The sequence below is a fragment of the Pseudoroseomonas cervicalis genome, assembly GCF_030818485.1.
Lineage (GTDB): Bacteria > Pseudomonadota > Alphaproteobacteria > Acetobacterales > Acetobacteraceae > Pseudoroseomonas > Pseudoroseomonas cervicalis_A.
The window spans coordinates 883,989-909,055 of the sequence record NZ_JAUTAJ010000004.1 but is presented as its reverse complement, the minus strand read 5'-3'; the positions used below and the strand labels follow the sequence as shown (position 1 = coordinate 909,055).

Here is a 25,067-nt window from a genome sequence, read left to right as displayed (position 1 = left end):
GCGTGGCCGGGGAGACGCCCCCGGCCCCGCTGCCCTCGCGCGACGCGCTGCGGCGCTTCCTGCGGGAGGCGCCCGGCCGCGTCGGCAAGACCGAAATCTCCCGCCATTTCGGCCTGACCACCGATCAGCGCCCGGCGCTGCGCGACATGCTGCGCGAGCTGGAGCGCGAGGGCAGCCTGCTGCGCGCCGGCGGCAAGCAGCTGCGGCACCGCGAGGCGCTGCCGGAAATGGCACCGGTCGAGGTGTTCGGCATCAGCCCGGATGGCGAGCCGATGGCCCGCCCGCTGCACTGGCAGGGCGAGGGCCGTCCGCCGCTGGTGCTGATGCGGCCCGAGCGGCCGGGCCAGCCGGCGCTGGCGCCCGGCGAGCGGGTGATGGCGCGGCTGAAGCCGATCGGCCCCTCTCGCTATGAGGGACGCAGCTTCAAGCGGCTCGGCCGCTCGGAGGGGGCGCGGATCCTCGGCGTCTACCAGGAAGGCCGGCTGCAGCCGACCGACCGCCGCCAGAAGGCCGAATGGAGCGTGGCGCCCGAGGATACCGCCGGTGCCGAGCCGGGCGAGCTGGTGCTGGCCGAACCCCTGCCCGGCCGCCCCTTCGGCCTGCAGCCGGCGCGCATCGTCGAGCGCCTCGGACCCATGCAGGCGGCGGGCGCCGTTTCCATCCTCTGCATCCACGCCCATGGCATTCCCGATGCCTTCCCGCCCGAGGCGGTCGCCCAGGCCGAGGCCGCCGCGCCGGTCGGGCTGGCCGGGCGGGAGGATCTGCGCGACCTGCGCCTGGTCACCATCGATGGCGAGGATGCGCGGGATTTCGACGACGCCGTCTGGGCGGCGCCGGAGGGCAGCGGCTGGCGCGTGGTCGTTGCCATCGCCGATGTCGCCCATTACGTCCGCCCCGACAGCGCGCTGGACCGCGCCGCCTGGGGCCGCGGCAACAGCGTCTACTTCCCCGACCGCGTCGTGCCGATGCTGCCCGAGGCCCTGTCCAACGGGCTGTGCAGCCTGCGCCCGGGCGAGGAGCGCGGCTGCCTCTTCGTCGAGATGCGCTTCGACGCCAACGGCCAGAAGCTCGGCCACCGCTTCGGCCGCGGGCTGATGCGCTCCCTGGCCCGGCTGACCTATGAGCAGGTGCAGGCGGCGCGCGACCAGGGCGCCCCGCCGGAGCTGCCGGGCGAGGAGATCGCGCATCTCTACGGCGCCTTCGCCGCCCTGCACGCGGCGCGCCAGAAACGCGGCACGCTCGACCTCGACCTGCCGGAGCGGCGCGTGCTGCTGGACCCGGATGGGCAGCTGCGCGACGTGCTGCCGCGCGAACGCCTCGATTCCCACCGGCTGATCGAGGAGTTCATGGTCGCCGCCAATGTCTGCGCGGCGGAGGAGCTGGAGCGGCTGTCCCAGCCCCTGCTCTACCGCGTGCATGACCGCCCCTCCGACGCCAAGCTGGAGGGGCTGCGGCAATTCCTCGATTCGCTCGATCTCGACCTGCCGGCGGCGGGGGAGCTGCGGCCGATCCACTTCGCCCGGCTGCTGGAGAAGGTCGAAGGCCGGCCCGAGGCGCGGCTGCTGCATGAGACGGTGCTGCGCGCCCAGTCCCAGGCCGCCTATGCGCCGGACAATATCGGCCATTTCGGCCTGGCGCTGTCCCGCTACGCGCATTTCACCAGCCCGATCCGCCGCTATGCCGATCTGGTCGTGCACCGGGCGCTGATCCGCGGCCTGAAGCTCGGCCCCGACGGGCTGACCGAGGCGGAGATCACCCGCCTGCCCGACACCGCCGAGCACATCACCCGCACCGAGCGCCGCGCCGCGGCGGCGGAGCGCGAGGCGGTGGAGCGCTATCTGACGCTGCACATGGCGTCACGCGTCGGCAGCATGTTCGCTGCGCGCATTTCGGGGGTGACACGCTTCGGTCTGTTCGTCACGGTTGAGGAGAATGGCGCGGGCGGTCTCGTGCCATTGTCATCCCTGCCGGACGATCAATGGATCTTCGAGGAAGCCGAAAGACGGCTTTCCGGTCGCTACACGCGCCTTGCCTTCACCCTGGGGCAGGAGGTGGAGCTGCGCCTGGCCGACGCCATGCCGCTGACGGGCGGGCTGGTCTTCGAGCTGCTGCAAGGCGCGCCGCCCCCCGGCGCGCGGCGCAGCCGGGTGCGGCGAATCGCGCCCAGGGACGAGAAGGGTACGAAGAGGGACCGCAGCAAGGGAGCCGCGACCGCCGGGCGCGGCAGCACGGCGCGCTAGCCCGCCCCGCCTTCGCCCCGCGGTCAGGATTGCTGCTGGCCGTGCTGCTGCTGGGCATGCTGCTCCTCTCGGCCTGGCCGCTTCCCGCCGCCGCGCAGCAGGAGACCGGCTTCTCCCGGCCGCAGATCCGTCTGGTGCTGCGCGAGGCCTTTGCCGCCATCCTCGAGCGCCATCTGGAAGTGGCGGCACCAGGCGAGCTGGCGCTGTGGTCGCTGCGCGGCCTTGGCGCGCTCGACACCGGCTTCGCCGCCGATGTGCAGAACGGCCAGCTGAGGCTGCGCCAGGACGGCGCCACGCTGCGCGAGGCGCCGCTGCCCGACGCGCCGCTGCCGCCCGCCGAGGGCGCGCGCCGCCCGGCCGCGCCGCGCAACCCGGCCGATGCGCTGGCCGACAGCCTCTCCGCCTTCTATGCCGAGGCCTGGACCGCCTCCCCCGCCCTGCGCCGCGCCGGGGTGGAGCGGGTGATGCAGGCGGGGTTCGAGGAGGTGTTCAACCATCTCGACCCCTATAGCCGCTACATCACCGCCGAGGAGGCCTGGCAGGCGCGGCAGCGCCGGGTCGGCCAGTCGGGCCTCGGCCTGCGGGTCGCGGCCGGGGCGCAGGACCGGCTGGTGATCGCCACGCTGCAGCCGGAGGGCGAGGCCGCCCGCGCCGGGCTGCGCGAGGGCGACGAGCTGCGCAGCATCGATGGCGTACCGGTCAGCGCCCGCCGCATCATCATGGCGGCGGAGATGCTGGAAGGCCCTCCGGGCAGCGAGGTGGCGCTGGAGCTGCGCCGCGGCAGCCAGCGCCTGCGCGTGGTGCTGCGCCCGCGCCAGCCAGGCGCTGCAGCCGCTGCTGACCGAGCTGCAGGACGGCATCCTGTGGATGCGCCTGCCTGTCTTCTCCGCCAGCAGCACGGAGGAGCTGAGCGAGGCGCTGGCCAATGCCTTCTCCTCGCCGACCCCGCCACGCGGGCTGGTGCTGGACCTGCGCGGCAATCGCGGCGGCGTGCTGAGCCAGGCGATGAGCGTGGCCGATGCCTTCCTGTCGGATGGGCTGGTGGCGCAGAGCATCGGCCGCCACCCCGATGCCCGCCGGGTCTGGGACGCCGCCGGCACCGACCTGGCCCAGGGCCGGCCGCTGGTGGTGCTGGTCGATGGCCGCACCGCCAGCGCCGCCGAGATCGTCGCGGCGGCGCTCGGCGACCGTGGCCGCGCCGTGGTGGTGGGCAGCGCGACGCTGGGCAAGGGGCTGATCCAGGTGGTCATCCCGCTCTCCAACGGGGCGGAGGTGCTGATCTCCTGGTCGCGTGTCCTGGCGCCCGCCGGCTGGCCGGTGCAGGGGCTTGGCGTGCTGCCGGCGCTCTGCACCTCGCTGGGGCTGGAGGCGGCGCGCAGCGGGCTGCAGGCGCTGGGGGCCGGCATGGCGCCGATGGGGGCGGTGCTGCAGCGCCAGCGCCGCGCCCGCGCGCCGGTGCCGGCCAGCGAGGTGGCGGCGCTGCGCGGCACCTGCCCGCCGGCCGAGGGGCGCGAGCTGGACCTCCAGGCGGCGCGCGCGCTGCTCGACAATCCCGGTGCCTACAGGGCCGCTCTGCCCCGCTGACAGGGCCGCGGCGCCACCTTTCCCTTGACTGACCGGCCCAGATGGCTAGGTTGCGGCCTCTCGCGTCGCACCCGGGTGCGCGGCCTTCTGCCGCCAGGCTTGGGGTGCCCGTCGGCGCCCACGGAAGAATGTCATGGCCAAGTCGAACACGATTCTGATCAAGCTCGTCAGCACCGCTGACACCGGGTACTTCTACGTGACCAAGAAGAACACCCGGAACACCACCGGCAAGCTCGAGATGCGCAAGTACGACCCCGTCGCGCGCAAGCATGTCGCGTTCCGCGAATCCAAGATCAAGTAAGGTGCCGCGCCGGCCACGGCGCGATGCCTGAACGCCGAAGGCCGCCCCACCGGGCGGCCTTCTGCTTTTCGGGGCAGTCAGGCTGGCCGGGCTCCCGGTCAGCCTGTGCCGCTCAGGCGACGCCGTCCTGGTGCGCCCAATCCTCGCCGCAGGCCAGCTCCACCCGGTTGCGGCCATTCGCCTTGGCCCGGTACAGCGCCGCATCCGCCGCTGCCATCAGCCGCGGCAGGGCCTCGCCCCCCTTGGCCAGGGCCACGCCGATGCTGGCGGTGATGCCCAGGCGGCGCTCCGGGCTGATCGGCACCGGATTCTCCGCCATGGACAGGCGCAGCCGGTCGGCGATCTGCAGCGCCTCCTCCTGCGTGGCGCCCGCCATGGCGACGACGAATTCCTCGCCGCCGAAACGGGCCACCACATCGACATCGCGCAGATGGTGCTTCATGCGCGCCGCCACCTCGCGCAGCACGATGTCGCCGACGCCATGGCCATAGGTGTCGTTCACCGCCTTGAAGCGGTCGACATCCAGCATCAGCAATGCCGCCGGCCCGTTGCGCAGCAGCCCTTCCAGGTGCCGGGTGACATAGCGGCGGTTGCGCAGCCCGGTCAGGCTGTCGGTCACCGCCAGCTCCAGCGAGCGATCCAGCTCGGCGCGCAGCCGCTCCTGGTAGCGGCGGCGGCGCACCTGGTTGCGCACCCGCGCCCGCAGCTCGTTCGGGTCCACCGGGCGCAGCACATGGTCATTGGCGCCGAGGTCGAAGCCACGCAGCACCAGCGCCCGCTGGTCGGCATCGGCGATCAGCAGCACCGGCAGGTCGCGCGTCCCGGCCTGGGCGCGCAGGCGCGAGGCGAGGCGCAGCCCCTCCCCGCCATCCAGCGACAGGCTGAGCAGCGCCAGGTCAAAGCCACCCTCCGACAGCGCCTGCCAGGCCTGGGCGGCGGTCGCGGTCAGCCGCAGCGTCACGCCATCCACCGCCAGCACGCCGGTCAGCAGCTCGGCCTCGTTCACATCCTCGGTCGCCAGCAGGATGCTGGCGCCGGCGATCTGCTCGGAGGGCGGCGGCGTCGGCTCGAAACCCAGATCCAGCGCCGTCTCGGCGCGCAGCCGGAACGCGTCCATCACCTGCTTCACCCGCAGCAGCGCGCGCAGCCGGGCAAACAGGGTGGAATGGTCGACCGGCTTGGAGAGGAAATCATCCGCCCCCGCCTCCAGCCCGCGCACCCGCTCGGTCGCGTCGACCAGGGCGGTGACCATGACCACCGGGATATGCGCCGTCGCCGGGCTTGCCTTCAGATGGCGGCAGACCTCGTAGCCATCCATGCCCGGCATCATCACGTCGAGCAGGATGATGTCCGGCATCCAGTCCTCGGCGCGGCTCAGCGCCTCGGGGCCGGAAGAGGCCAGGGCGACCTCGTAGTATTCGGCGTTCAGCCGCGCCTCCAGCAACCGGAGATTGGCGGCGATATCATCGACGACCAGAATCCGCGCACTCATGCCAGCTCGTTCTCTCTCCGCTGGGGCCCCATGACATGGCCGAGCCGCAGCCTTTTGCTGGGCATGTTGCACTGAAAGAGGATGGGGCTGCGGACCCGCAGCCCGATCGCCGCCCACGGGCGGGTGCCGAGGGGGCAGCCCGGGGACGGATCAGGACGCACCTGACATTGTCGCGAGCATAGCACAACAGGACCGTTCGGCCACAGCCCGCAACGATCGGCCGGTGCGCCATGGGCCCGCGACGGATCCCAGGCGCGCTGACGCGTCCGGAACCGTCTAGATGCGTGTCAGCAGCGCCTGGATGAGCCCGGCATAGAGGCGCGACAGGGCGCGCAGCTCCTCCACCGGCGTCGATTCGTCGGCCTTGTGCATGGTGGCGCCAACGGCGCCGAGCTCGGCCACCGGGCAGTGGCGGGTGATGAAGCGCGCATCCGAGGTGCCGCCCCCGGTGTCGAGCTGCGGCGCCACGCCCGTGACCTGCTCCACCACCTGGCGCAGCGTCTCGACAAAGGGGCCGGGTTTGGTCAGGAAGCTCTCGCCGGAGCAGCTGGCCTCCAGCGTGTAGCGCGCTTCCTCCGCCTGCAGGGCGGCATGCAGCATGGCGATCAGGCTGTCGCTGCTGTGCAGATCGTTGAAGCGGATGTTCAGCTGCGCCCGCGCCGTGCCGGGAATGACATTGGTGGCCGGGTTGCCGACATCGACGCTGGTCACCTGCAGGGTCGAGGGCTCAAACCAGTCGCTGCCGGAATCGAGCGGCTGCGCCGTCAGCCGGTGCAGCACCCGCACCAGCCGGTGCACCGGGTTGTCGGCGCGCTGCGGATAGGCGGCGTGGCCCTGCACGCCCTGCAGGGTGATGGCGGCGTTCAGGCTGCCGCGGCGGCCGATCTTGATGGTGTCGCCCAGCACCGCCTTGCTGGTGGGCTCGCCGACGATGCAGAGATCCGGCGTGTGGCCATGCTCGGCCATCCATTCCAGCACCTTCACGGTGCCGTACCGGGCCGGGCCTTCCTCATCGCCGGTGATCAGCAACGACAGGCTGCCGGGGAGGTCGGCCGGCAGGCTGGCGATGGCGGCGACCCAGGCGGCGATGCCACCCTTCATGTCCGTGGCCCCGCGGCCCATCACCAAGCCGTCGCGCAGCTCGGCGCCGAAGGGGTCCGTGCTCCACAGCGCGGCATCGCCAGGCGGCACCACATCGGTATGGCCAGCAAAGCAGAGATGCGGCGCGCCGCTGCCGCGCCGGGCGAAGAGGTTCTCCACCTCCTCGCCGGCCGGACCGAAGACCAGCCGGGTGCAGGTGAAGCCGAGCGGCCGCAGCGCCGCTTCCAGCACGCCGAGCGCGCCGCCCTCCGCGGGCGTCACGCTCGGACAGCGGATCAGATCCTGCAGCAGCGGAAGCGGGTCCATGGCCGTCGGCTCCTCAGTCGCGCAGCAGCTCGTTGATCGAGGTCTTGCTGCGGGTCTGCGCATCCACCCGCTTGACGATGACGGCGCAGTAGAGGCCGGGGCCCTGGCTGCCATCCGGCAGCGCCTTGCCCGGCAGGCTGCCCGGCACCACCACCGAATAGGGCGGCACCTGGCCGATGAAGACCTCGCCCGTGGCGCGGTCGACGATCTTGGTCGAGGCGCCGAGAAACACGCCCATCGACAACACCGAGCCCTCGCCGACGATCACGCCCTCGGCCACCTCGGACCGGGCGCCGATGAAGCAATTGTCGCCGATCACCACCGGATTGGCCTGCAGCGGCTCCAGCACGCCGCCAATGCCGGCGCCACCGGAGATGTGGCAGTTCTTGCCGATCTGGGCGCAGGAGCCGATCGTCGCCCAGGTGTCGACCATCGTGTTCTCGTCGACATAGGCGCCGAGATTGACGAAGGAGGGCATCAGCACCACGCCCTTGCCGATGAAGGCGGAGCGGCGCACCACGGCACCGGGCACGGCGCGGAAGCCGGCCTCGCGGAAGCGGTTCTCGCCCCAGTCCGCGAACTTCAGCGGCACCTTGTCATAGGCGCCGAAGCCGGTCGGCATGACCTTGGAGTCTTCCAGGCGGAAGGAGAGCAGCACCGCCTGCTTCAGCCACTGATTGACCTTCCAGCCGCCCTGCCCGTCCGGCTCCGCCACGCGCGCGCGGCCGGAATCGAGCAGCTCCAGCGCGCTCTCGATCGCCTCGCGCTCGGCGCCCCGGGTGGCGGGCGAAAGCTCGGCGCGGCGCTCCCACAGCGCTGCGATGGTGGCGGCAAGGTCCATGGCTGATCATCCCGCGTCGGAGGAGAAAGGTCGCGCGGGTATCGGGGTGGCTGCCGGCCCTGTCAACGCTGGCGGCAGCCTCGGCCGCCCCGGCGGCCCTGCAGCGCGGCGCAGGGCCGCGCTGCCCTTGGCCTCAGGGCACGATCAGCGTGCCGGCGCCGCCATCGGTGAACAGCTCGATCAGCACGGCATGCGGCACGCGGCCATCGACGATGACGGCGCCCTTCACCCCCTGCTCGATGGCGTAGATGCAGGTCTCGATCTTCGGGATCATGCCGCCGGAGATCCAGCCCTGGGCGATGCCGGCGCGCGCCTCGGCCACCGTCATCTCCGGGATCAGCTTCTTCTCGGCATCCAGCACGCCGGGCACGTCGGTCAGCATCAGCAGGCGGGAGGCGCTGAGCGCGCCGGCGATGGCGCCGGCGGCCGTGTCGGCATTGATGTTGTAGGTCTGGCCATCGGCGCCGACGCCGACGGGCGCCACCACCGGCACGATGTCGGCAGCGATCAGCAGTTCCAGCACCTGCGGGTCGACCTGCTCCGGCTCGCCCACGAAGCCGAGGTCGAGCACCCTCTCGATGTTGCTCTCCGGGTCGCGATAGGTGCGGGTCAGCTTGCGGGCGCGGATCAGCCCGCCATCCTTGCCGGAAATGCCGACCGAGATGGCGCCGGCGCGGGTGATGCAATCGGAGACCTGTTTGTTGACGGTGCCGGAGAGCACCATCTCGACCACATCCACCACCGCCGCGTCGGTGACGCGCAGGCCGTTGACGAAGGTCGACTGCACATTCAGCCGCTTCAGCATGGCGTTGATCTGCGGGCCGCCGCCATGCACGACCACGGGGTTCACCCCCATCTGCTCCAGCAGGGCGATGTCGCGGCCGAAGCGCGCGGCGGCCGCCTCCTCGCCCATGGCGTGGCCGCCATACTTCACGACGACGATCTGCTCGTCATATCGCTTCAGGAAGGGCAGCGAACCGGCGAGGATTTCCATCTGGTTGCGCGCGTCGTCGGTCATGACCTTGCCTTGTCCGGTCCCGTGTGGCGCTTCGCCATAGGGAAGCATGGCGGGGGGGTCAAGGGCGGGCCAGCCGGGCCGCCGGCGGTCTCCGGGAAGCCTCCGGGGGCCATGGGCGAAGGGTGCGCCTCTCGCGGCAAGGCCTGCCGGGGCGGCCAGGCACGCCAGGCCCGCAAGCGTAAGGACCACGGCCACGCCCCGGCAGGCGTGGCGGATGGCGGGCCGGGCCGGGCATGGCTTCACCCCAGGTCCAAGCAATGTTAAGCGCTTAGCCGTCTTGCTTATCACGGCTTCATAGGTATTTCGCATGCGCATCGTCCTCCTCCCTGCCCTGCTGCTGCTGGGCATGGCCCCGGCGGCCCTGGCCACCGACCTGTCCGCCAGCCTGGGCGAGAATTACCGGCGCTTCGAAGGCCGCACCGATCTGGGGCCGGTCGACCTCTCCGCCGGCTGGACCGACCGCAACGGGCGCGGCGATGTGGTGGATCTGGGGGTCGGGCCGTCCATCGGGCTCGGGCCGCTGACGGTGGGTGTGCAGGCCAAGGGCATCTACACCCGCCCGGTGCGGGGCGATGGAGAGATCGGCGCCGGGCTCGGCGCCTCGGCCTCGCTCGGGCTGATCCCGGGGCTGCTGTCGGCAGGGGTTGATGCCAGCTACGCGCCCGGCGAACTGGCCAGCGGCGACCGTGGCGATTACCGCTCCGCCTCGGCGCGGCTGACGGCCAATGTGCTGCCCTTCCTGTCGGTCCAGGGCGGCTACCGGATCGAGCGGATGGAAACGCGCGAGGGCGGCGGCGAGGCCGATCTGGCCAAGGGCTTCTTCGTCGGCGGCGCGCTGCGCTTCTGAAGCGCGAACCGCCCCGGGGACAGGCCCCGGGGCGGTTCGCCTCAGGCCGGTTCGGCCAGGGCGGTCAGCTCGGCCCGCAGCTCGGGAATGCCGAGCCCGGTCTCGCTGCTGGTGGTGATGACCAGCGGATGCGCGGCGGTGTGCTGCTTGACCAGCGCCGCCGCCTCCTCCTGCCGCTGCTTCAGCCAGTAGGGCTTGGCGCTGTCGGCCTTGGTCAGCACGATCTGGAAGTTCACCGCCGCCTCGTTCAGCAGCTTCATGGCGGCGCGGTCGCTCTCCTTGGTCTCGATCCGCGCATCCAGCAGCAGCACCACGCGGCGCAGCACCGGCCGGCCGCGCAGGAACTCGAACATCAGCCCCTGCCAATCCTCCTTCACGCTCTTGGAGGCCTGGGCATAGCCATAGCCCGGCATGTCCACGAGGGTGAGGCGCCCGCCCAGGTCGAAGAAGTTCAGCTGCTTCGTCCGGCCGGGGGTGGAGGAGACGCGCGCCAGGCTGTTCTGCCCGGTCAGCGCGTTCACCAGCGAGGATTTCCCCACATTGGAGCGGCCGCAGAAGGCCACCTCCGGCAGGCGCGGCTCCGGCAGCTGGTCCAGCCGCTGGGCCGCGAAGAAGAACTGGCAGGGGCGGCAGAACAGCAGCCGCCCCTGCTCGATCAGTTCGGCGCGCTCGGCCTCGTCGCGCGCCTCCAGCAGGCCCCCGCTCACCCCTTGGCCTTCGCGCCGGTCTTGCTCAGCGCCTTCTCCTGGCGCCGCGCTTCGCGCTCATGCCGCATGATGTACCACTGCTGGGCCACCGAGAGCAGGTTGTTCCAGGACCAGTAGATCACCAGCCCGGCCGGGAAGCTGGCCAGCATGAAGGTGAAGATGACCGGCATCCAGGTGAAGATCTTGGCCTGGATCGGATCGGCCGGGGCCGGGTTCAGCTTCTGCTGCACGAACATCGTGATACCCATGATGATCGCCCAGACCGGCATGTGCAGCAGCGCCGGCGGGTCCCACGGGATCAGCCCGAACAGGTTGAACAGATTGGTCGGGTCGGGCGCCGAGAGATCGCGGATCCAGCCGAAGAACGGCGCGTGCCGCATCTCGATGGTGACGAACAGCACCTTGTACAGCGCGAAGAAGACCGGGATCTGGATCAGGATCGGCAGGCAGCCCGAGGCCGGGTTGACCTTCTCCGACCGGTACAGCGCCATCATCTCCGACTGGGCCTTGGCCGGGTCGTCCTTATAGCGCTCGCGGATCTCCTGCATCTTCGGCGTCAGCACCTTCATCCGCGCCATCGACTTGTAGGCCTTATTGGCCAGCGGGAAGAAGGCGAGCTTCAGCGCCACGGTGAAGACCAGGATGGCGATGCCGAAATTGCCGAACAGCTTGAACAGGTAGTCCAGCGCATAGAAGAACGGCTTGGTCAGGAAGTAGAACCAGCCGAAATCGATCGCCTTGTCGAAATCCGTGATGCCCAGATTGTCGCGATAGGCGTCGAGCAGATGCACCTCCTTGGCGCCGGCGAAGAGCCGGGTGGAGATGCTGCCGGTGGCCCCGGCCGCCACGGTCTGTGGCTGCGGGGTGGCGAAATCGACCTGCCAGCGATCCTCGCCATTCTCCGCCACATGGCGCCAGGCGGCGCGCAGCGGCTGCGCGGCATCGACGGGCGCGATGGCGGCCAGCCAGTACTTGTCGGTGAAGCCGGCCCAGCCACCGCTGGTCTCCTGCTCCAGCGCCACGCCGCGGGTGCGGGCACCCTCATCCTTGGCGGCCTTGTAGGTCTGCTCGGTCAGGCGGCCGTTCAGCACGCCGACGAAGCCCTCATGCAGGATGTAGAAGCCGGCCACATGCGGCGTGCGCTCGCGGCGGATGCGGCTCCAGGGCAGCACCAGCACCGGATCGGCGGCGCTGTTGATGACGCGCTGCTCGGCCTGGAACATGAAGTTCCGGTCCAGGCTCAGCACGATCTGGAAGGTCTGGCCCTGGCCGTTCTCCCAGGACAGCGTCACCGGGCTGTCGGGGCCGAGCGGGCCGCCGCTGGCGGTCCAGTCGGTCTCGTTGTCCGGCACGCGGGTGCGGCCATCGGCGGCGGACCAACCCCACTGCGCGAAATAGGGCTGCAGCTCCTCACGCGGGGCGAACATGCGCACCAGCGGCGAGGAGGCGGCCGTCGTCTCGCGATAATCCTTCAGCACCAGATCGTCGAGCCGGGCGCCGCGCAGCAGGATGCTGCCGGAGACGCGCGGGCTCTCCACCCGCAGCCGCTGCGGCGGCGGGCGGTTGGCCTGGGCAGCGGCGTTGGCATCGCTGCTGCCGGGGTTGGCGGGCGCCACCGCCGCCGGGGCGGTGGGCGTGGGCGCCTGCTGGGTGACCGCGGCGGGCGCGTCGGGCGCCGGCGGCGTGGTCTCGCGCTTCCACAGGTCGAAGGCGAGCAGGATGCCGATCGAAATCGCAATCGCGGCGAGGAGTCGCTTCTGGTCCATCGGATCCGTGCCGTCAGGCCTTGTTCTGGGCCACCGCGCGGGGCGGCGGGCATGGGGAGGACGCCGGCTCGGGGTCCTCAGGAAAACGGGTCGCTTGCGCGGCCGCCGGCGGCACCGGGTCGTAGCCACCGGCATGCCAGGGATGGCAGCGCAGGATGCGCCGTGCGGCGAGCCAGGAGCCGCGCGCCGCGCCATGGGTGTCCAGCGCCTCGATCGCATAGGCGCTGCAATGCGGGTAGAAGCGGCAATGGCTGCCGATCACCCCGCGGAGCGTCAGCTGGTAGCCGCGGACCGCCCCTTTGAGCAACAGGGCCGCCGGATCGCGCCGCCAGCCGTTGCGCAGGCGGTTCATGGCCGGGCCGCGGGCGGCTGAGCCGGGCGCGGGCCGGCGGAACCGGACTGGCCGGCGCCGCCCTGGCTATGGCTGCCCTGGCCATGGCTCCCCTGGGGCAGCACCCCGGCCTGGCGCAGCGCCCCGCGCAGATCGGCCAGCAACTGGTCGAAGCGGCGGCTGCCGGTGCCCTCCCGGCCGATCAGCACCAGGTCCCAGCCGGGCGGGGCGTCCTGGCCGAGCAGCAGCCGCGCGGCTTCCCGCAGCCGGCGCTTGGCGCGGTTGCGCACCACGGCATTGCCCAGCTTCTTGGTCGCGGTGAAGCCCACGCGCAGCGGCCCCGCCGTTTCCGGCAGGGCCTGCAACACCAGGCTGGGCCTTGCGGCTCTGCTGCCCTTGCCGGCGACGCGAAGGAATTCGCGCCGCCGCTTCAGGCGAGGCGGCGAGGCCATGGCGGACTGTCGGCTCCGCCTGGATCAGCTCAGGCGGAGAGCTTCTTGCGGCCCTTGGCGCGGCGGCTGGCCAGCACATTGCGGCCGCCGACCGTCGCCATGCGGGCGCGGAAACCGTGCCGGCGCTTCCGGACGAGCTTGGACGGCTGATAGGTACGCTTCACGACGCGCTACTCCGTAAGATCGAGATCGGGACCGTGCGCGCCCCGAAGACCGCCACGGCACAAGCCGGACCACCCTGGGGCGCCCGGCGAAGGTGGCGACGTATAGGGAGGTGCATCGCGTCGCGTCAACCGCAGACGGCATGGACGGCACGGCATGGCAGGCCCTTCCGCCCGGCGGCCGGCGGCCCCATCTCGGGCGCGAGAATGCGAATCCCCCCGTCGCCCGCCCCACTGGGGTGCCCTGCCGCCCGCCATGCCCCGCCGCGCCGGCACGTTTCCGCCGCGCGGACCGGCCGCCGCCGCCCGCGCTTGCGCCCGCGGCCCGGCTGCGCATCCTGCCCCCGCCCCGCGACCCGCCACCTTCCGCGCCCTGCCGCGGTGCCGGCGGCGGGGCGGGGCGCTGTCTGCCGAGAAGGATTCTCCCATGCCTGACCATGATGTGGCGATCATCGGCGCCGGTGCCGCCGGGCGTTCGGTGGCTGCCACCGCCGCTTCCCTCGGCCTGACGGTGGTGCTGTTCGAGCGGGACCGGCTGGAGGACGGCTTCGGGCGCGGCAAGGCTGCGGGCCAGGCGCTGCTGGCCGCGGCGCACCGCGCCGCAGCCCTGCGCGGCACGGCGCTCGGCATCCGGGCGGAGGGCGCCAGCATCGACTGGACGGCGCTGCGCCGCCATCTGCGCGAGGCCGGCGCGGCGGCGCTGGCGGCCGAATCGGCCGCGCGGCCGCAGGGCCCCGGCATCACCCTGGTGCAGGCCAGCGCGCATTTCGTCGCCCCCGACCGGATCGAGGCGGCAGGGCGCGTCCATTCCTTCCGCCGTGCCGTCATCGCCGCCGGGCGCGCGCCCGTGGTGCCGGATTTGCCCGGGCTGGTCGGCCTGCCCTGGCTGACGCGCGAGACACTGCTGGAGCTGGAAGAACCGCCGCGCCACCTGCTGGTGCTGGGTGGCGGCGCCACCGGGATGGAGATGGCCCAGGCGCATGCCCGACTCGGCTGCAAGGTGACGCTGATCGAGGCGGCACCGAACATCCTGTCCGATGCGGAGCCGGAGTTCCGCCTGCCGCTGCGTGAGCAGCTGCGCCAGGACGGGGTCGAGATCCTGGAGAACAGCCGCGCCGTGGCGCTGGAGCCGGCGCCCGACGGCCTGGCGGTGGTGATGGAGGGCGGGGCGCGGCTCGCCGGGTCGCATCTGCTCTTCGCCGTCGGGCATGCGCCGCGCCTGGCGCCGCTGGACCTGCCGGCCGCCAACATAGCCGCCACGCCGCGCGGCATCGACACCGGGCGCGACCTGCGCAGCACCAGCAACCGCCGGATCTGGGCCGCCGGCGACATCGCCGATCCGCAGGGCGTCGACCCGCGCCATGCCTCGGATGCCGCCGGGCAGCATGCCGCGCTGCTGGTGCGCTCCATGCTGTTCCGCCTGCCGGCGCGGCTGGACGATGCCGCCCTGCCCCGGCTGATCGGCACCGCGCCGGAGCTGGCACAGATCGGCCTGACCGAGGCGGAGGCCCGCGCCGCCGGGCACAGCCCGCGCATCCAGCGCCAGGGCTTCACCGGCAATCTCCGCGCCATCGCCGAGGGCGACACCGCCGGCATGGTCAAGCTGGTGCTAGATGGACAGGGCCGGCTGCTCGGCGCCGGGCTGCTCGGCCGCGGCGCCGGGGAGCTGGCGGCGGCGCTGGGGCTGATGATCGGGCGCAGGCTGCCGCTCTCCGCCCTGGCGGAGCTGCCCCTGGCCTCGCCCAGCCGGGCGGAGGCGCTGCGCCAGGCGGCGGCCGCCCTCTATACGTCCAGGCTGACGAGGCCGATCATGCGCCGCCTGGCCGGGTGGGCCACCCGCCTACCCTGACCGTTTTCCCGCGCGGTCCGCCGCGCAAGCAAGGAGTGCCTCGCATGGAGCAGAGTCTCGCCGGCCGGACCGCCCTGGTCACCGGCTCCACCAGCGGCATCGGCCTCGGCATCGCCCGGCTGCTGGCCGCGGCCGGGGCGAAGGTCATGCTGAACGGCTTCGGCAAGCCCGAGGAGATCGAGGCCGCCCGCCGCGCCGTGGCGGAGGCCGGCGATGGCAGCCTGCCGCCGCACTCCGCCGCCGACCTGTCCAAGCCCGACCAGGTGCGCGCCATGTGCGCCGAGGCGGCGGAGACGCTCGGCCAGGTGGACATCCTGGTGAACAATGCCGGCATCCAGTTCACCAGCGCGGTCGAGGATTTCCCCGACGACAAATGGGACGCCATCATCGCCATCAACCTCTCGGCCAATTTCCACGCCAGCAAGGCGGTGCTGCAGGGCATGCGGGCGCGCAACTGGGGCCGCATCGTCAACATCGCCTCGGCGCATGGCTTGGTCGGCTCGCCGGAGAAGGTCGCCTATGTCACCGCCAAGCATGGCGTGGTCGGCATGACCAAGGTGATCGCGCTGGAGGTGGCGCAGACCGGCATCACCTGCAACGCCATCTGCCCCGGCTTCGTCCGCACCCCGCTGGCCGAGGCGCAGGTCGGCCCGCTGGCCAAGAAGCATGGCGTGTCCGAGGAGGCGGCACTGAAGGACTATCTGCTGGCCAAGCAGCCCAGCAAGCGCTGGGTCGAGGTCGATGAGGTGGCGCAGATGGCGCTGTATCTCTGCGGCCCGGGCAGCGGCGCGGTGAACGGCTCGGCCCTGTCGATCGATGGCGGCTGGGTGGCGGCCTGAACCGACCTCGCCGCGGGCGCCCCCGTGCCTGCGGCGACAATCTTTCAAGAACAGGGAGATGGACGGTGAAGCTCAATGATGGTCTGCGATTGGTTCTGCTCGGCATCCTGGCCCTGATGGGGCTGCTGATCGCCCGCAGCAACATGCCCGTGATCACCACCCAGCATATCGGCCTGGCCCTCTTCCTGTTCGCGGTGGGCTATGGGCTGCTGCTGGTGAAGCGGCATTTCGACCGGACCCTGGGGTCGTGAGCGGCGAGGCCGTGCGCGGCAATCCGAGTTGGAACCCCGAGCAATATCTGCGCTTCGGCGATGAGCGGCTGCGCCCCGCCATCGACCTGATCGGCCGCCTGACGCTGCCGGCGGCGCAGCGCGTGGTGGATCTCGGCTGCGGCGCCGGCAATGCCCTGCCGCTGCTGGCGGCGCGCTTCCCGGGCGCGCGGGTGCTCGGGGTCGATGGCTCGGCCGCCATGCTGGCCAAGGCGCGGGAGAATGGCTTCGAGACGCAGCAGGCCGATCTCGCGGACTGGGCACCGGTCGAGCCCGTGGACCTGCTCTTCTCCAACGCCGCGCTGCATTGGCTGACCGGGCATGAGCGGCTGCTGCCGCGCCTGCTGCAGAGCCTGGCGCCGGGCGGCATGCTGGCGGTGCAGATGCCGGCGATGCACGCCGCGCCGCTGCGGGCGCTGCAGGATGGGCTGGCCGCCTCCTCGCGCTGGGTCACGCGGCTGGGCGACATCCGCTCCGCCCCGCCGATCCTGGAGGCCGGCGCCTATTACGACCTGCTGCGGCCGCTGACGCGCGCGCTCGATCTGTGGTTCACCGAATACGTCCATGTGCTGCGGGGCGAGGAGCCGGTGGTGCAATGGGCCATGGGCACCAGCCTGCGCCCGTATCTGGACGCGCTGCCCGAGGCCGAGCGCCCGGCCTTCCTTCAGGATTATGCCGAGAGGCTGCGGCCGCATTATCCGCGCCGCGAGGATGGCACCGTGCTGCTGCCCTTCCGCCGCTTCTTCCTGACCGCGACTGTTTGACGATCAGAGGCTTGGCGGGCGCGGCAGCCTGCCGGCCTGAACGCCCGCGGGCCGCTGCGCCATGTTCACGCTACTCGGCAAGATGCAGCAGCAAGCCCTTCAGATAAGAACTTTCCGGAAGCAGCGGATGCACCGGATGGTCGGGGCCGGCGCCCACCGTCGCCAGCAGCCGGGCCGGGCGGCGGGTGCGGCTGATGCCATGCGCCACCGCATCGGTGAACTCGCCCGGCGAGACATGGTGGGAGCAGGAGGCGATGAACAGGAAGCCGCCCGGCGCCACCAGCCCGGCCGAGATGCGCGCCAGCTTGGCATAGGCCCGCATGGCGGCCGGATTGTCCTTGCGCGTCTTGGCGAAGGCCGGCGGGTCGGCCACCACCACCTCGAAGCGCTGCCCCTCGCCCAGCATGCGTTCCAGCGTCTCCAGCGCCTCGCCCTTCACCGCCGAGACACGCTCGCCGAAGCCGTGGCGCTGCGCCGTGTCCATGGCCAGCGCCAGGGCGTGCTCGCTGCGGTCCAGCAGGGTGACGCGGCTCGCCCCCGCCGCGGCGGCCAGCAGGCCGAAGCCGCCGGTGTGGCAGAAGGCGTCCAGCATGGTCGCACCCTGGCACAGGGCGGCCACACGGGCGCGGTTGTCGCGCTGGTCGAAGAACCAGCCGGTCTTCTGGCCCGAGAGCAGGTCGATCGAGAAATCCAGCCCGCCCTGCTGCACCCGGGCCGAGGCGTCCTCGCCCAGCAGCAGCCGGCTTTCCTCCGGCAGGCCCTCCAGCTTGCGCACGGAGGCATCGTTGCGCGCGACGATGGCGCGCGGCGAGAGCAAATCCTGCAGCGCGCCGACCAGCAGTGGCGTCGCCCGCTCCATGCCCGCCGTGTTGGCCTGCAGCGCCAGCGTGTCGCCATAGCGGTCGATCACCAGGCCCGGCAGGCGGTCGGCCTCGGCATGCACCAGACGGTAATAGGGCGCGCCGACCACCCGGTCGCGCAGGCTGAGGCACTCGGCCAGGCGCTGCCGGAAGAAGCGCTTGTCCAGGTTGACGCCCTGATGCGGCGAGAGGATGCGCGCGGCGATCAGGCTGTGCGGGTTGAACAGCCAGGTGCCGTGGCGCACCCCGTCATCCCCCTCCAGCCGCACCGGCGTGCCGGGCGGCAGGGCGCGGACCTCCGGCGTCATGGCGATCTCGTTGGAGAAGGCCCAGGGGTGCCCGCCCTTCACGCGCCGGTCGCGGCCGGGCAGCAGGCGCAGGATCGGGCGCTGGTCGGGATGGTCGAGCGGGGGAAGCGGCGCGGCGTCACTCATGCCGCAGGGCTCTATGCGCTTCAGCCGCGCAACGCCAGCACCACGCCGCTCAACGTCAGCGCCATCGCCACCCCCTGGCGCCAGCCCAGCGGCTCGTCCAGCAGGGCGGCGCTGGCCAGCATGCCGATCATCGGCGTCAGCAGCGTGCCCATGGCGGCGGTGTTGGCGGACAGGCGCCGCAGCGCGCCGAACCAGGTGACGTAGCAGAGGGAGAGCGGCACCACGGCCATGTAGAGCACGCCGCTCCAGGCGACCGGCCCGGCGCCGCTCCAGACCGGCTGCTCCAGCAGCAGGGCGCCGGCCAGGATGGGCAGGCTGCCCAGCCCCACCTGCCAGATCACCGCCGAGACGGGATGCAGCCGCAGCGGCCGCTTCTTGCTGAGCACCGCGCCGAGGGCGAAGCAGAGCGCCGCCAGCAGCACCAGGCCGACGCCCGGCAGCTTCTCCGCCCCCGCCTGCACGCCCTGGGCGCTGACCAGCACGCCGACGCCGGAGAAGCCCAGCAGCAGCGCGCCGATGCGGGCGGCGCTCGGCTTCTCGCCCAGCACCGGCCAGGCCAGCAGCGCCGCCCAGACCGGCATGGTGTAGGCGACCAGCGCCGCCTCCCCGGCGGAGAGCCAGAGCAGGCCGAGGGTCGAGAAACCCATCCAGGCGGAGAAATTCAGCAGGGCGGCCAGCAGCAGCGCCCCCCGCTCACCCGCCGGCAGGGCGAGCGGCAGCCGGGCCAGCAGCGCCACCCCGGTCAGCAGCAGGAAGGCCAGCAGCCCGCCCAGGCCGCGGGCGGTCAGCGGCGGCAATTCCTGCAGCACCGCCTTCAGCACCGGCCAGGTCAGGCCCCAGCCCAGGGCGGTCACCAGCAGGCAGGCAAAGCCGATCCGGCGCTGGCGGGCGACCGGGCCGCCGGCGGGCTCAGTCGAGATAGTCCGGTTCCTCCCGCGCCAGGATGCGCTTGCAGCTTGCCAGATGCAGGCGGGCGCTCTCGCTGTCGCCGCTGCGCATCTGCTCGTAGGTGCGCCGCGCCAGCTCGGCCGGCACCGGCTTCAGCGGGCGGCCGGTCGCCAGCGCCAGGCGCTGCACCTCGCAGGCGCGCTCCAGATAGTAGAGGTCGTCCCAGGCCTCGGCGATGGAGGGGCCCACCACCATGACGCCGTGATTCTTCATGAAGACGATATCGGCGTCGCCCATGGCGTCGGCGATGCGGTCGCCCTCGGCCTCGTCCAGCGCCAGGCCGTTGTAATCCTCGTCCACCACGGTGCGGCCGTAGAATTTCAGCGCCGTCTGCCCGGCCCAGACCAGCGGCGGCCCCTCCAGCATGGACAGCGCCGTGGCGTTGGGCATGTGGGTGTGGAAGGCGGCCCGGGCGCGCGGATGGCGCATATGCAGCCTTGCATGGATGTAGAAGGCCGTGGCTTCCGGCGTGCCCTCGCCCGCCACCACATTGCCCTGGAAGTCGCAGACCAGCAGGCGGGAGGCGGTGACCTCGGCGAAGGCCCAGCCATAGGGGTTGACCAGGAACAAATCATCCCGCCCCGGCACCATGGCGGAGAAATGGTTGCAGATCCCCTCCTGCAGGCCGAGCCGCGCCGCCATGCGGAAGCAGGCCGCCAGGTCGATGCGCGCCTGGCGCACCGCGGCGGCGTCCAGGTCCGAATTGCGCAGGATGGCCGGGTTGCGCGGCGCGCCGAGGGCATGGGCCATGCGGGATCTCCTTTCGAAGGCGGGCCCAGGCTTGCAGAGCGTCACCCGGGCGGCAAGATGGCCCCGCCTGCAAGCCAAGGGGAATTCGATGTCCGGCACCAATCAGCGGATCGACGCCAAGCGTCTCTGGGACAGCCTGATGAGCATGGCGGAGATCGGTGCCACGCCGAAGGGCGGCGTGAAGCGGCTGACCCTGACCGAGGTGGACAAGGCCGGGCGCCAGCGTTTCACCCAATGGTGCGAGGCGCTCGGCCTGACGATGCGGGTGGACGCCATCGGCAACATGTTCGCCCGGCGCGAGGGCCGCGACCCGTCGCGCAAGCCGGTGCTGATGGGCAGCCACCTGGACAGCCAGCCCTCGGGCGGCAAGTTCGACGGCGCGCTCGGCGTCATCGCCGGGCTCGAGGTGATGCGCACCCTGCACGACCTCAACATCCAGACCGAGGCGCCGATCGAGCTGGTGAACTGGACCGATGAGGAAGGCAGCCGCTTCGGCCATTCCCTGATGGGCAGCGGCGCCTGGGCCGGTGTCTATGCGCTCGACAAGGTCTATGCGCTGCAGGATGTCGAGGGCGTCAGCGTCGGCGCGGCGCTGGAGGCGATCGGCTACAAGGGCGAGCACGAGGCCGCCCCCTTCCCCGCCGATGCCTATTTCGAGTTGCATATCGAGCAGGGCCCGATCCTGGAGCGCGAGGGCAGGCAGATCGGCATCGTCACCGGCGCCCAGGCGCAGGTCTGGTACGATGCGGTGATCACCGGCCAGGACGCGCATGCCGGCACCACCCCGCCCTCCGCCCGGCGCGACGCGCTGGTGGCCGCGTCCCGGGTGATTGAGCGGGTCGACGCCCTGATGCGCGAGCGCGGCGAGGATGGGCGCGGCACGGTGGGCCAGCTGCACGTCCTGCCCAACAGCCGCAATGTGGTGCCGGGCGAGGTGCGCTTCTCCATCGAGTTCCGCCACCCCGAGGATGCCGTGATCGAGCATCTCGCCACCACCTTCCCCGCCGAGATCCAGGCGCTGGTCGAGGCCAGTGGCTGCCGGCTGGAGCTGAAGGAACTGTTCCGCATCCCGATGCAGCCCTTCGACCCCTCCTGCGTCGCGCTGGTGCGGCAGGGTGCGGCGAAGCTCGGCTACAGCGCGCGGGAGATCATCTCCGGCGCCGGGCATGACGCGGTCTATGTCGCCCGCCATGTGCCGACGGCGATGATCTTCACCCCCTGCAAGGACGGCCTCTCGCACAACGAGGCGGAGAGCATCCTGCCGGAGGAGGCTGAGGCCGGCTGCCAGGTGCTGTTCGAGGCGGTGCTGGCACGGGCGAATCGTAGCCTGTGACCAACCCTGGATTGTGGCGCCGGCCGCGTTGTGGCAGCGCCACAATTCCAGATTGCAGACCGCTTCAACCAAGGCGAGGATGTCTCATCGGACAGAAATTGATCCGGATTACCTAACGATCATTAAAAATCAAAGGGAAACAGGATGTTTTGCTCAGGCCGGGCGGCGCTCCGGCCGGGGAGGCTGTCTCCTTTCCTTGCAAACACATCCAAATATTTGACATTATGGGCAGGCCGGTGGGGCGACCTTCCGGCCCAGGACCGTATGCCCGCGGCCCTGCCTGCCGTGTCTGGCTCGAACTGGGTGGCGCAACACTATGTCCCAAGGGGACCTCCATCTTTTCCTGGCGCGTTGCCCCCTGCCCGCCTTCCTGGCCGGGCGGTTCGATGGCGTATACCGTTTTGTCCTGGTCAATCCGGCCCTGGCCCAGGCCGCGGGCCGCAGTGTCGAGGCGCTGACCGGCCGCAGCCCCGAGGAGCTGTTCCCGCCCGAGCTGGCGCAGCATCTGAACGACCAGTTCGACGCCGCCTGGGGCGGCCGGCAGGTGATCGACCTGACCGCCTGCCTGCCGCATGAAGCCGGCCCGCGCGACTGGGACATGGCGCTGGTGCCGCTGCCGGATGCGACGGGCGCGACCGCGCTGCTGGTCGGCTACGGCATCGACCCGGGCGAGATGGCACGCCGACGCATGGCGCACCAGACCGGCGGCCAGCTGGTGGTGGACACCTTCCTGGCGCAGGAGGCGCTGGTCTGCCGCACCCTGCCGGACAGCACCTTCACCTTCGTCAACGCCGCCTATGCCCGCGCCATGCAGCGCGGCCCGCAGCATCTGCTGGGCCGCCGCCTGTCCGAGCTGCTGCCGGACGAGGAATGGGCGGCGGTGATGGGCCACCGCGCCCAGCTGAGCCCGGCCGAGCCGCTGCTGGGCCATATCCTGCGACAGCGCCAGCCCGGCGGCGGCTATCGCTGGCGCCATTGGGTGGAGATCGCCGCCTTCGACGAGCATGGCCGCATGCTCGAGATCCACTCCATCGGCCGCGACATTACCGAGCTGCAGGACGCCATGCAGCGCGTCTCGGAAAGCGAGCACCGCTTCCGCGCCGTGGTCGAGAACATCGCCGAGGGCGTGGTGCTGGCCGACAGCCATGGCCACATCCTCTACGCCAACCGCAAGGTGGTGGAGATCCTGGGCTGGGGGGTGGAGGAGCTGCATGGCCGCCACGTCTCGCAGATCGGCAACCCGCTCGATGCCGGGGAGCTGGGGCCCTATCTGGAGCGCTATCTTCGGGTGCGCCCCGCCCCGGTCGGCAGCGCCGGCCAGGAGAGCTTCGCCCGCCATCGCGACGGGCGGATGCTGCGCATCCATTTCAGCCTGAGCGAGGTGGAGCTGGACGGGGTGCGCCACTTCATCGGCGTGCTGCGCGACAACACCGCCATCCATGAGGCGCAGCAGCGCATCGAGCGCCTGGCCTTCAATGATGAGCTGACCGGCCTGCCCAACCAGCGCCGGCTGAAGGAGGAGCTGGGCCGGCTGCTGGAGCGCCCCGGCGCCCGCTGCACCCTGCTGCTGGTCGACCTGGTCGATTTCAGCGCGCTGAACGGCACGATCGGCTTCGCCGCCGGCGACCGCGTGCTGCGCACCGCCGCCCGGCGCATCGCCGACGTCCTGCCGCATGACAGCCTGCTGGCGCGCTTCGGCAATGACCGTTTCGCCGTGCTGCTGCGCGATGTCGCCGATGCCGAGGCCGGGCAGGTGCTGGCCGGGCGCATCGCCGTCTCGGTCGAGGGCGCGGTGCCGGAGGGGCATGGCGAGAGCGGCTTCCGCCTGCCGCCGGTGACCATCGGCATCGCCATGGCGCCGCATGACGACACCCGCCCGGACGGGCTGCTCGAAGCCGCCGAGATCGCCCTGCTGGACGCCAAGGGCCGCGCCCCGGGCAGCATCCGCAGCTTCGTCGGCGCCATGCGCAGCAAGGCGGCGCGCCGCTTCGCCACCGCCCAGGGGCTGCGCCGCGCCCTCGACCAGGGCGGCCTCTTCATCGAGGTGCAGCCGCGCTACACCGCCGACCAGCGCCGCCTGACCGGCGGCGAGGCGCTGGTGCGCTGGCGGCGCGAGGATGGCTGCCTGATCCCGCCCACCGATTTCGTGCCGCTGGCCGAGGAGACCGGGCTGATCCAGCCGGTCACCGAATTCGTCTTCGACCAGGTGATGCCGCTGCTGGCGCGGCTGCGCCCGGGCCAGCGCCTGTCGATGAACTTCCCCCCCGCCCAGCTGGCCCGTCACAACCTGACCGCCATGATCGCGGCCCGGCTGGCGCGCCAGGGCGTGCCGGGCGACCGCCTGGGCATCGAGCTGACCGAGAGCGCGCTGATCGGCGGCCCCGGCCTGCTGGACGAGAATCTGCGGGAGCTGCAGCGCCTGGGCTGCGCCGTCGCCATCGATGATTTCGGGACCGGCTATTCCTCCCTCTCCCGCCTGCGGCACCTGCCGATCGACGAGCTGAAGATCGACCGCGTCTTCATCCGCGATGCGGCGCGGGATGCCGCCGGCGTCGCCTTCCTGCAGGCGATCGGCGCCATGGCCAATGCGCTGAGCCTGCGCCTGGTGGCCGAGGGCGTGGAGACCGAGAGCGAGCTGGAGCAGGCGCGCAGCATCGGCTGCCATGAGGTGCAGGGCTGGCTCTGGGGCCGCCCGATGGCGCCGGACGAGTTCATCGCCCTCTGCCTGGAGGGCGATGCCAGCCAGCTGCTGGCAGGCTGAGCCGGCGGCTCCCGCCCCCCTGGCTGAAACAAGAAAGGCCCCGCCCCTGCTCACCAGGGGTCGGGGCCTTGTTTCAGAAAACCCTGCTCCGGCCGGCGCCCGCTGGCCGGACCGGCCGCTTCAGGCGGCCTGGCGGTGCGTGCGGGCCAACTCGCCGGCCAGGAAGGCGGCCAGCGCGCCAGGGCCGGAGCGCTCGGTGCCTGCGACACCGGCTTCGGCCTCGGCCTCCGCATTGTAGTTGGTGTTGGTGTTGACGTCGTAGACGAAGACCTGGCCCTCGGCGTCACGGATGAACTCGATGCCGGCCACATCGACGCCGGCGCGCGCCAGGAAGCCTTCCAGCTTGCTGCGCAGGCCGGGCTCGATCCCTTCCTTCAGCACGCGGAAACGCGGCGCGGGCGGCGGCGCGGCCGGGGCGGTGCCGACCGGGCAGAAAGCGTCACCCACGGCGCAGACATCGGCCGGGCACAGCTCGAAGCCGGCGCTGGTGTCCACCTCCACCGCATAGACGAAGCGGCCGCCGGCGAATTCGGCGCGGGTGATGACCGGGCGCGTGGCGCGGATCTGCTCCTGCAGCAGCCAGATGCCGTCGACCGGCGCCTCCTCGGCCGGGGCGGCCTGCAGATGCTCGGCCAGGGCCTCGACCGAGGCGAAGAGCCGCACGCCCAGCCCCTTGCCGCCGCGATTGGGCTTCAGGATCAGCGGCCCCGGGGCGAAATGCCGGCGCGCCGCGGCCAGCAACGCCTCATGGTCGTCCTGCACCATGACGGTGCGTGGAATGGTCAGACCCGCGCTTTCCAGCGCCGCATATTGCCGGACCTTGCTGATCTCCAGATCCAGCGCGGCCGGGCCATTCACCACGCGGCGGCCATGCCGCGTCAGCCAGGCCAGCACCCCTGCCGTCAGCTCCGCCGCGTAGCGATGGCCGCGGGTGTGCGAGGAGGCGCTCATGCGGTTGTAGAACACGCCTTCCGGCGGCGGCCGCGACAGGTCGAACACGCCGCGCGAGAGGTCCATCTCCGCCCAGGGCAGGCCGATGCGGTCGAAGGCCTCGGCCAGCGGCGGCAGCCAGGCGGGATTCTCGTGGATGACGTGGACGGTGCTCACGGGACG

Annotated in this window: 22 protein-coding genes and 2 pseudogenes; 11 read left to right on the top strand and 13 right to left on the bottom strand. The window is 71.8% G+C overall.

The genetic code is table 11. The features are described 5' to 3' along the window. Window positions 1–2 precede the first annotated feature (2 nt). The 4 genes and pseudogenes from rnr to rpmG all read left to right on the top strand — a co-directional run bounded on the left by rnr (window position 3) and on the right by rpmG (window position 4,125). On the top strand, window positions 3–2,240 hold the full coding sequence (gene rnr / locus QE401_RS08105) for a ribonuclease R (RefSeq protein WP_307137720.1): 2,238 nt from the start codon (window positions 3–5) through the stop codon (window positions 2,238–2,240). A 56-nt stretch (window positions 2,241–2,296) separates the two neighbouring features. Further along, window positions 2,297–2,959, top strand: a pseudogene (locus QE401_RS22970) (PDZ domain-containing protein); the annotation flags it as partial. A gap of 148 nt (window positions 2,960–3,107) precedes the next feature. Further along, on the top strand, window positions 3,108–3,824 hold the full coding sequence (locus QE401_RS08095; protein WP_307137718.1) for a S41 family peptidase: 717 nt from the start codon (window positions 3,108–3,110) through the stop codon (window positions 3,822–3,824). A gap of 133 nt (window positions 3,825–3,957) precedes the next feature. Then, complete coding sequence (rpmG, locus tag QE401_RS08090) at window positions 3,958–4,125, top strand: 50S ribosomal protein L33 (RefSeq protein WP_007002299.1); 168 nt, start codon at window positions 3,958–3,960, stop codon at window positions 4,123–4,125. Between the two features lie 112 nt (window positions 4,126–4,237). Here rpmG and QE401_RS08085 read toward each other — a convergent pair whose 3' ends face one another. The 4 genes from QE401_RS08085 to argB all read right to left on the bottom strand — a co-directional run bounded on the left by QE401_RS08085 (window position 4,238) and on the right by argB (window position 8,883). Beyond that, window positions 4,238–5,617 (bottom strand): PleD family two-component system response regulator, encoded by a 1,380-nt coding sequence (locus tag QE401_RS08085; protein ID WP_307137717.1) that lies wholly within the window; start codon window positions 5,615–5,617, stop codon window positions 4,238–4,240. 276 nt (window positions 5,618–5,893) lie between these two features. After that, on the bottom strand, window positions 5,894–7,024 hold the full coding sequence (dapE, locus tag QE401_RS08080; protein WP_307137716.1) for a succinyl-diaminopimelate desuccinylase: 1,131 nt from the start codon (window positions 7,022–7,024) through the stop codon (window positions 5,894–5,896). Between the two features lie 13 nt (window positions 7,025–7,037). Next, complete coding sequence (gene dapD, locus QE401_RS08075) at window positions 7,038–7,865, bottom strand: 2,3,4,5-tetrahydropyridine-2,6-dicarboxylate N-succinyltransferase (protein WP_307137715.1); 828 nt, start codon at window positions 7,863–7,865, stop codon at window positions 7,038–7,040. A 133-nt stretch (window positions 7,866–7,998) separates the two neighbouring features. Next, window positions 7,999–8,883, bottom strand: a complete 885-nt coding sequence (gene argB, locus QE401_RS08070; protein WP_307137714.1) for an acetylglutamate kinase — start codon at window positions 8,881–8,883, stop codon at window positions 7,999–8,001. Between the two features lie 307 nt (window positions 8,884–9,190). Here argB and QE401_RS08065 point away from each other — a divergent pair, with 307 nt between their 5' ends. Next, window positions 9,191–9,730: a YfaZ family outer membrane protein gene (locus QE401_RS08065; RefSeq protein WP_307137713.1), complete on the top strand. Its 540-nt coding sequence runs from the start codon at window positions 9,191–9,193 to the stop codon at window positions 9,728–9,730. A 41-nt stretch (window positions 9,731–9,771) separates the two neighbouring features. Here QE401_RS08065 and yihA read toward each other — a convergent pair whose 3' ends face one another. The 5 genes and pseudogenes from yihA to rpmH form a co-directional block, all read right to left on the bottom strand. Next, window positions 9,772–10,437, bottom strand: a complete 666-nt coding sequence (gene yihA, locus QE401_RS08060; protein ID WP_307137712.1) for a ribosome biogenesis GTP-binding protein YihA/YsxC — start codon at window positions 10,435–10,437, stop codon at window positions 9,772–9,774. Next, window positions 10,434–12,203, bottom strand: coding sequence for a membrane protein insertase YidC (gene yidC / locus QE401_RS08055; protein WP_307137711.1), 1,770 nt, complete (start codon window positions 12,201–12,203; stop codon window positions 10,434–10,436). Before yidC ends, yihA begins: the two co-directional genes overlap by 4 nt. A gap of 13 nt (window positions 12,204–12,216) precedes the next feature. Further along, complete coding sequence (gene yidD / locus QE401_RS08050) at window positions 12,217–12,555, bottom strand: membrane protein insertion efficiency factor YidD (protein WP_307137710.1); 339 nt, start codon at window positions 12,553–12,555, stop codon at window positions 12,217–12,219. A 101-nt stretch (window positions 12,556–12,656) separates the two neighbouring features. Then, window positions 12,657–12,986, bottom strand: a pseudogene (gene rnpA / locus QE401_RS08045) (ribonuclease P protein component); the annotation flags it as partial. A 29-nt stretch (window positions 12,987–13,015) separates the two neighbouring features. After that, entirely contained in the window at window positions 13,016–13,150 is a 135-nt protein-coding gene (gene rpmH / locus QE401_RS08040; protein WP_307137708.1) for a 50S ribosomal protein L34, read from the bottom strand. 424 nt (window positions 13,151–13,574) lie between these two features. On the opposite strand from rpmH, the gene QE401_RS08035 reads away from it, so the two are divergent. The 4 genes from QE401_RS08035 (at window position 13,575) to QE401_RS08020 (ending at window position 16,868) form a co-directional block, all read left to right on the top strand. After that, complete coding sequence (locus QE401_RS08035; protein ID WP_307137707.1) at window positions 13,575–14,996, top strand: FAD-dependent oxidoreductase; 1,422 nt, start codon at window positions 13,575–13,577, stop codon at window positions 14,994–14,996. Between the two features lie 44 nt (window positions 14,997–15,040). Next, a complete protein-coding gene (locus tag QE401_RS08030; RefSeq protein ID WP_307137706.1) occupies window positions 15,041–15,835 on the top strand; it encodes a 3-hydroxybutyrate dehydrogenase in 795 nt (264 codons plus the stop codon). A gap of 65 nt (window positions 15,836–15,900) precedes the next feature. Then, window positions 15,901–16,086 carry a hypothetical protein gene (locus QE401_RS08025; RefSeq protein ID WP_307137705.1) on the top strand — a complete coding sequence of 62 codons (186 nt, stop codon included), beginning with the start codon at window positions 15,901–15,903 and terminating at the stop codon, window positions 16,084–16,086. Then, the gene (locus tag QE401_RS08020) at window positions 16,083–16,868 is read left to right on the top strand and encodes a methyltransferase domain-containing protein (protein WP_307137704.1); all 786 of its coding nucleotides are present in this window, start codon (window positions 16,083–16,085) and stop codon (window positions 16,866–16,868) included. Before QE401_RS08025 ends, QE401_RS08020 begins: the two co-directional genes overlap by 4 nt. Before the next feature lie 70 nt (window positions 16,869–16,938). On the opposite strand, the gene QE401_RS08015 is transcribed toward QE401_RS08020, so the two are convergent. The 3 genes from QE401_RS08015 to QE401_RS08005 are packed head-to-tail and all read right to left on the bottom strand — an operon-like array spanning window position 16,939 to window position 19,860. After that, window positions 16,939–18,162 carry a class I SAM-dependent rRNA methyltransferase gene (locus QE401_RS08015; RefSeq protein WP_307137703.1) on the bottom strand — a complete coding sequence of 408 codons (1,224 nt, stop codon included), beginning with the start codon at window positions 18,160–18,162 and terminating at the stop codon, window positions 16,939–16,941. Between the two features lie 20 nt (window positions 18,163–18,182). Continuing rightward, window positions 18,183–19,037, bottom strand: coding sequence for a DMT family transporter (locus QE401_RS08010; protein ID WP_373461470.1), 855 nt, complete (start codon window positions 19,035–19,037; stop codon window positions 18,183–18,185). Window positions 19,038–19,071: 34 nt separating this feature from the next. Further along, window positions 19,072–19,860: an aldolase gene (locus QE401_RS08005; protein ID WP_307137702.1), complete on the bottom strand. Its 789-nt coding sequence runs from the start codon at window positions 19,858–19,860 to the stop codon at window positions 19,072–19,074. An 88-nt stretch (window positions 19,861–19,948) separates the two neighbouring features. On the opposite strand from QE401_RS08005, the gene QE401_RS08000 reads away from it, so the two are divergent. Both QE401_RS08000 and QE401_RS07995 read left to right on the top strand, forming a co-directional pair. Continuing rightward, window positions 19,949–21,193 carry a Zn-dependent hydrolase gene (locus QE401_RS08000; protein WP_307137701.1) on the top strand — a complete coding sequence of 415 codons (1,245 nt, stop codon included), beginning with the start codon at window positions 19,949–19,951 and terminating at the stop codon, window positions 21,191–21,193. 316 nt (window positions 21,194–21,509) lie between these two features. Beyond that, window positions 21,510–23,954 (top strand): sensor domain-containing protein, encoded by a 2,445-nt coding sequence (locus tag QE401_RS07995; protein WP_307137700.1) that lies wholly within the window; start codon window positions 21,510–21,512, stop codon window positions 23,952–23,954. A gap of 120 nt (window positions 23,955–24,074) precedes the next feature. Here QE401_RS07995 and QE401_RS07990 read toward each other — a convergent pair whose 3' ends face one another. Further along, window positions 24,075–25,061, bottom strand: a complete 987-nt coding sequence (locus QE401_RS07990) for an ATP-grasp domain-containing protein (RefSeq protein WP_307137699.1) — start codon at window positions 25,059–25,061, stop codon at window positions 24,075–24,077. Window positions 25,062–25,067: the final 6 nt, after the last annotated feature.

What these genes read in the sequence shown, in the direction of transcription:
- QE401_RS08015 (WP_307137703.1), bottom strand. Translation starts at nt 18,162, where the DNA reads ATGAGTGACGCCGCGCCGCTTCCCCCGCTCGACCATCCCGACCAGCGC.
- QE401_RS08065 (WP_307137713.1), top strand. Translation starts at nt 9,191, where the DNA reads ATGCGCATCGTCCTCCTCCCTGCCCTGCTGCTGCTGGGCATGGCCCCG.
- QE401_RS08095 (WP_307137718.1), top strand. Translation starts at nt 3,108, where the DNA reads ATGCGCCTGCCTGTCTTCTCCGCCAGCAGCACGGAGGAGCTGAGCGAG.
- rpmG (WP_007002299.1), top strand. Translation starts at nt 3,958, where the DNA reads ATGGCCAAGTCGAACACGATTCTGATCAAGCTCGTCAGCACCGCTGAC.
- dapD (WP_307137715.1), bottom strand. Translation starts at nt 7,865, where the DNA reads ATGGACCTTGCCGCCACCATCGCAGCGCTGTGGGAGCGCCGCGCCGAG.
- QE401_RS08035 (WP_307137707.1), top strand. Translation starts at nt 13,575, where the DNA reads ATGCCTGACCATGATGTGGCGATCATCGGCGCCGGTGCCGCCGGGCGT.
- argB (WP_307137714.1), bottom strand. Translation starts at nt 8,883, where the DNA reads ATGACCGACGACGCGCGCAACCAGATGGAAATCCTCGCCGGTTCGCTG.
- QE401_RS07995 (WP_307137700.1), top strand. Translation starts at nt 21,510, where the DNA reads ATGTCCCAAGGGGACCTCCATCTTTTCCTGGCGCGTTGCCCCCTGCCC.
- QE401_RS08085 (WP_307137717.1), bottom strand. Translation starts at nt 5,617, where the DNA reads ATGAGTGCGCGGATTCTGGTCGTCGATGATATCGCCGCCAATCTCCGG.
- dapE (WP_307137716.1), bottom strand. Translation starts at nt 7,024, where the DNA reads ATGGACCCGCTTCCGCTGCTGCAGGATCTGATCCGCTGTCCGAGCGTG.
- QE401_RS08000 (WP_307137701.1), top strand. Translation starts at nt 19,949, where the DNA reads ATGTCCGGCACCAATCAGCGGATCGACGCCAAGCGTCTCTGGGACAGC.
- QE401_RS08030 (WP_307137706.1), top strand. Translation starts at nt 15,041, where the DNA reads ATGGAGCAGAGTCTCGCCGGCCGGACCGCCCTGGTCACCGGCTCCACC.
- yidD (WP_307137710.1), bottom strand. Translation starts at nt 12,555, where the DNA reads ATGAACCGCCTGCGCAACGGCTGGCGGCGCGATCCGGCGGCCCTGTTG.
- QE401_RS08005 (WP_307137702.1), bottom strand. Translation starts at nt 19,860, where the DNA reads ATGGCCCATGCCCTCGGCGCGCCGCGCAACCCGGCCATCCTGCGCAAT.
- yidC (WP_307137711.1), bottom strand. Translation starts at nt 12,203, where the DNA reads ATGGACCAGAAGCGACTCCTCGCCGCGATTGCGATTTCGATCGGCATC.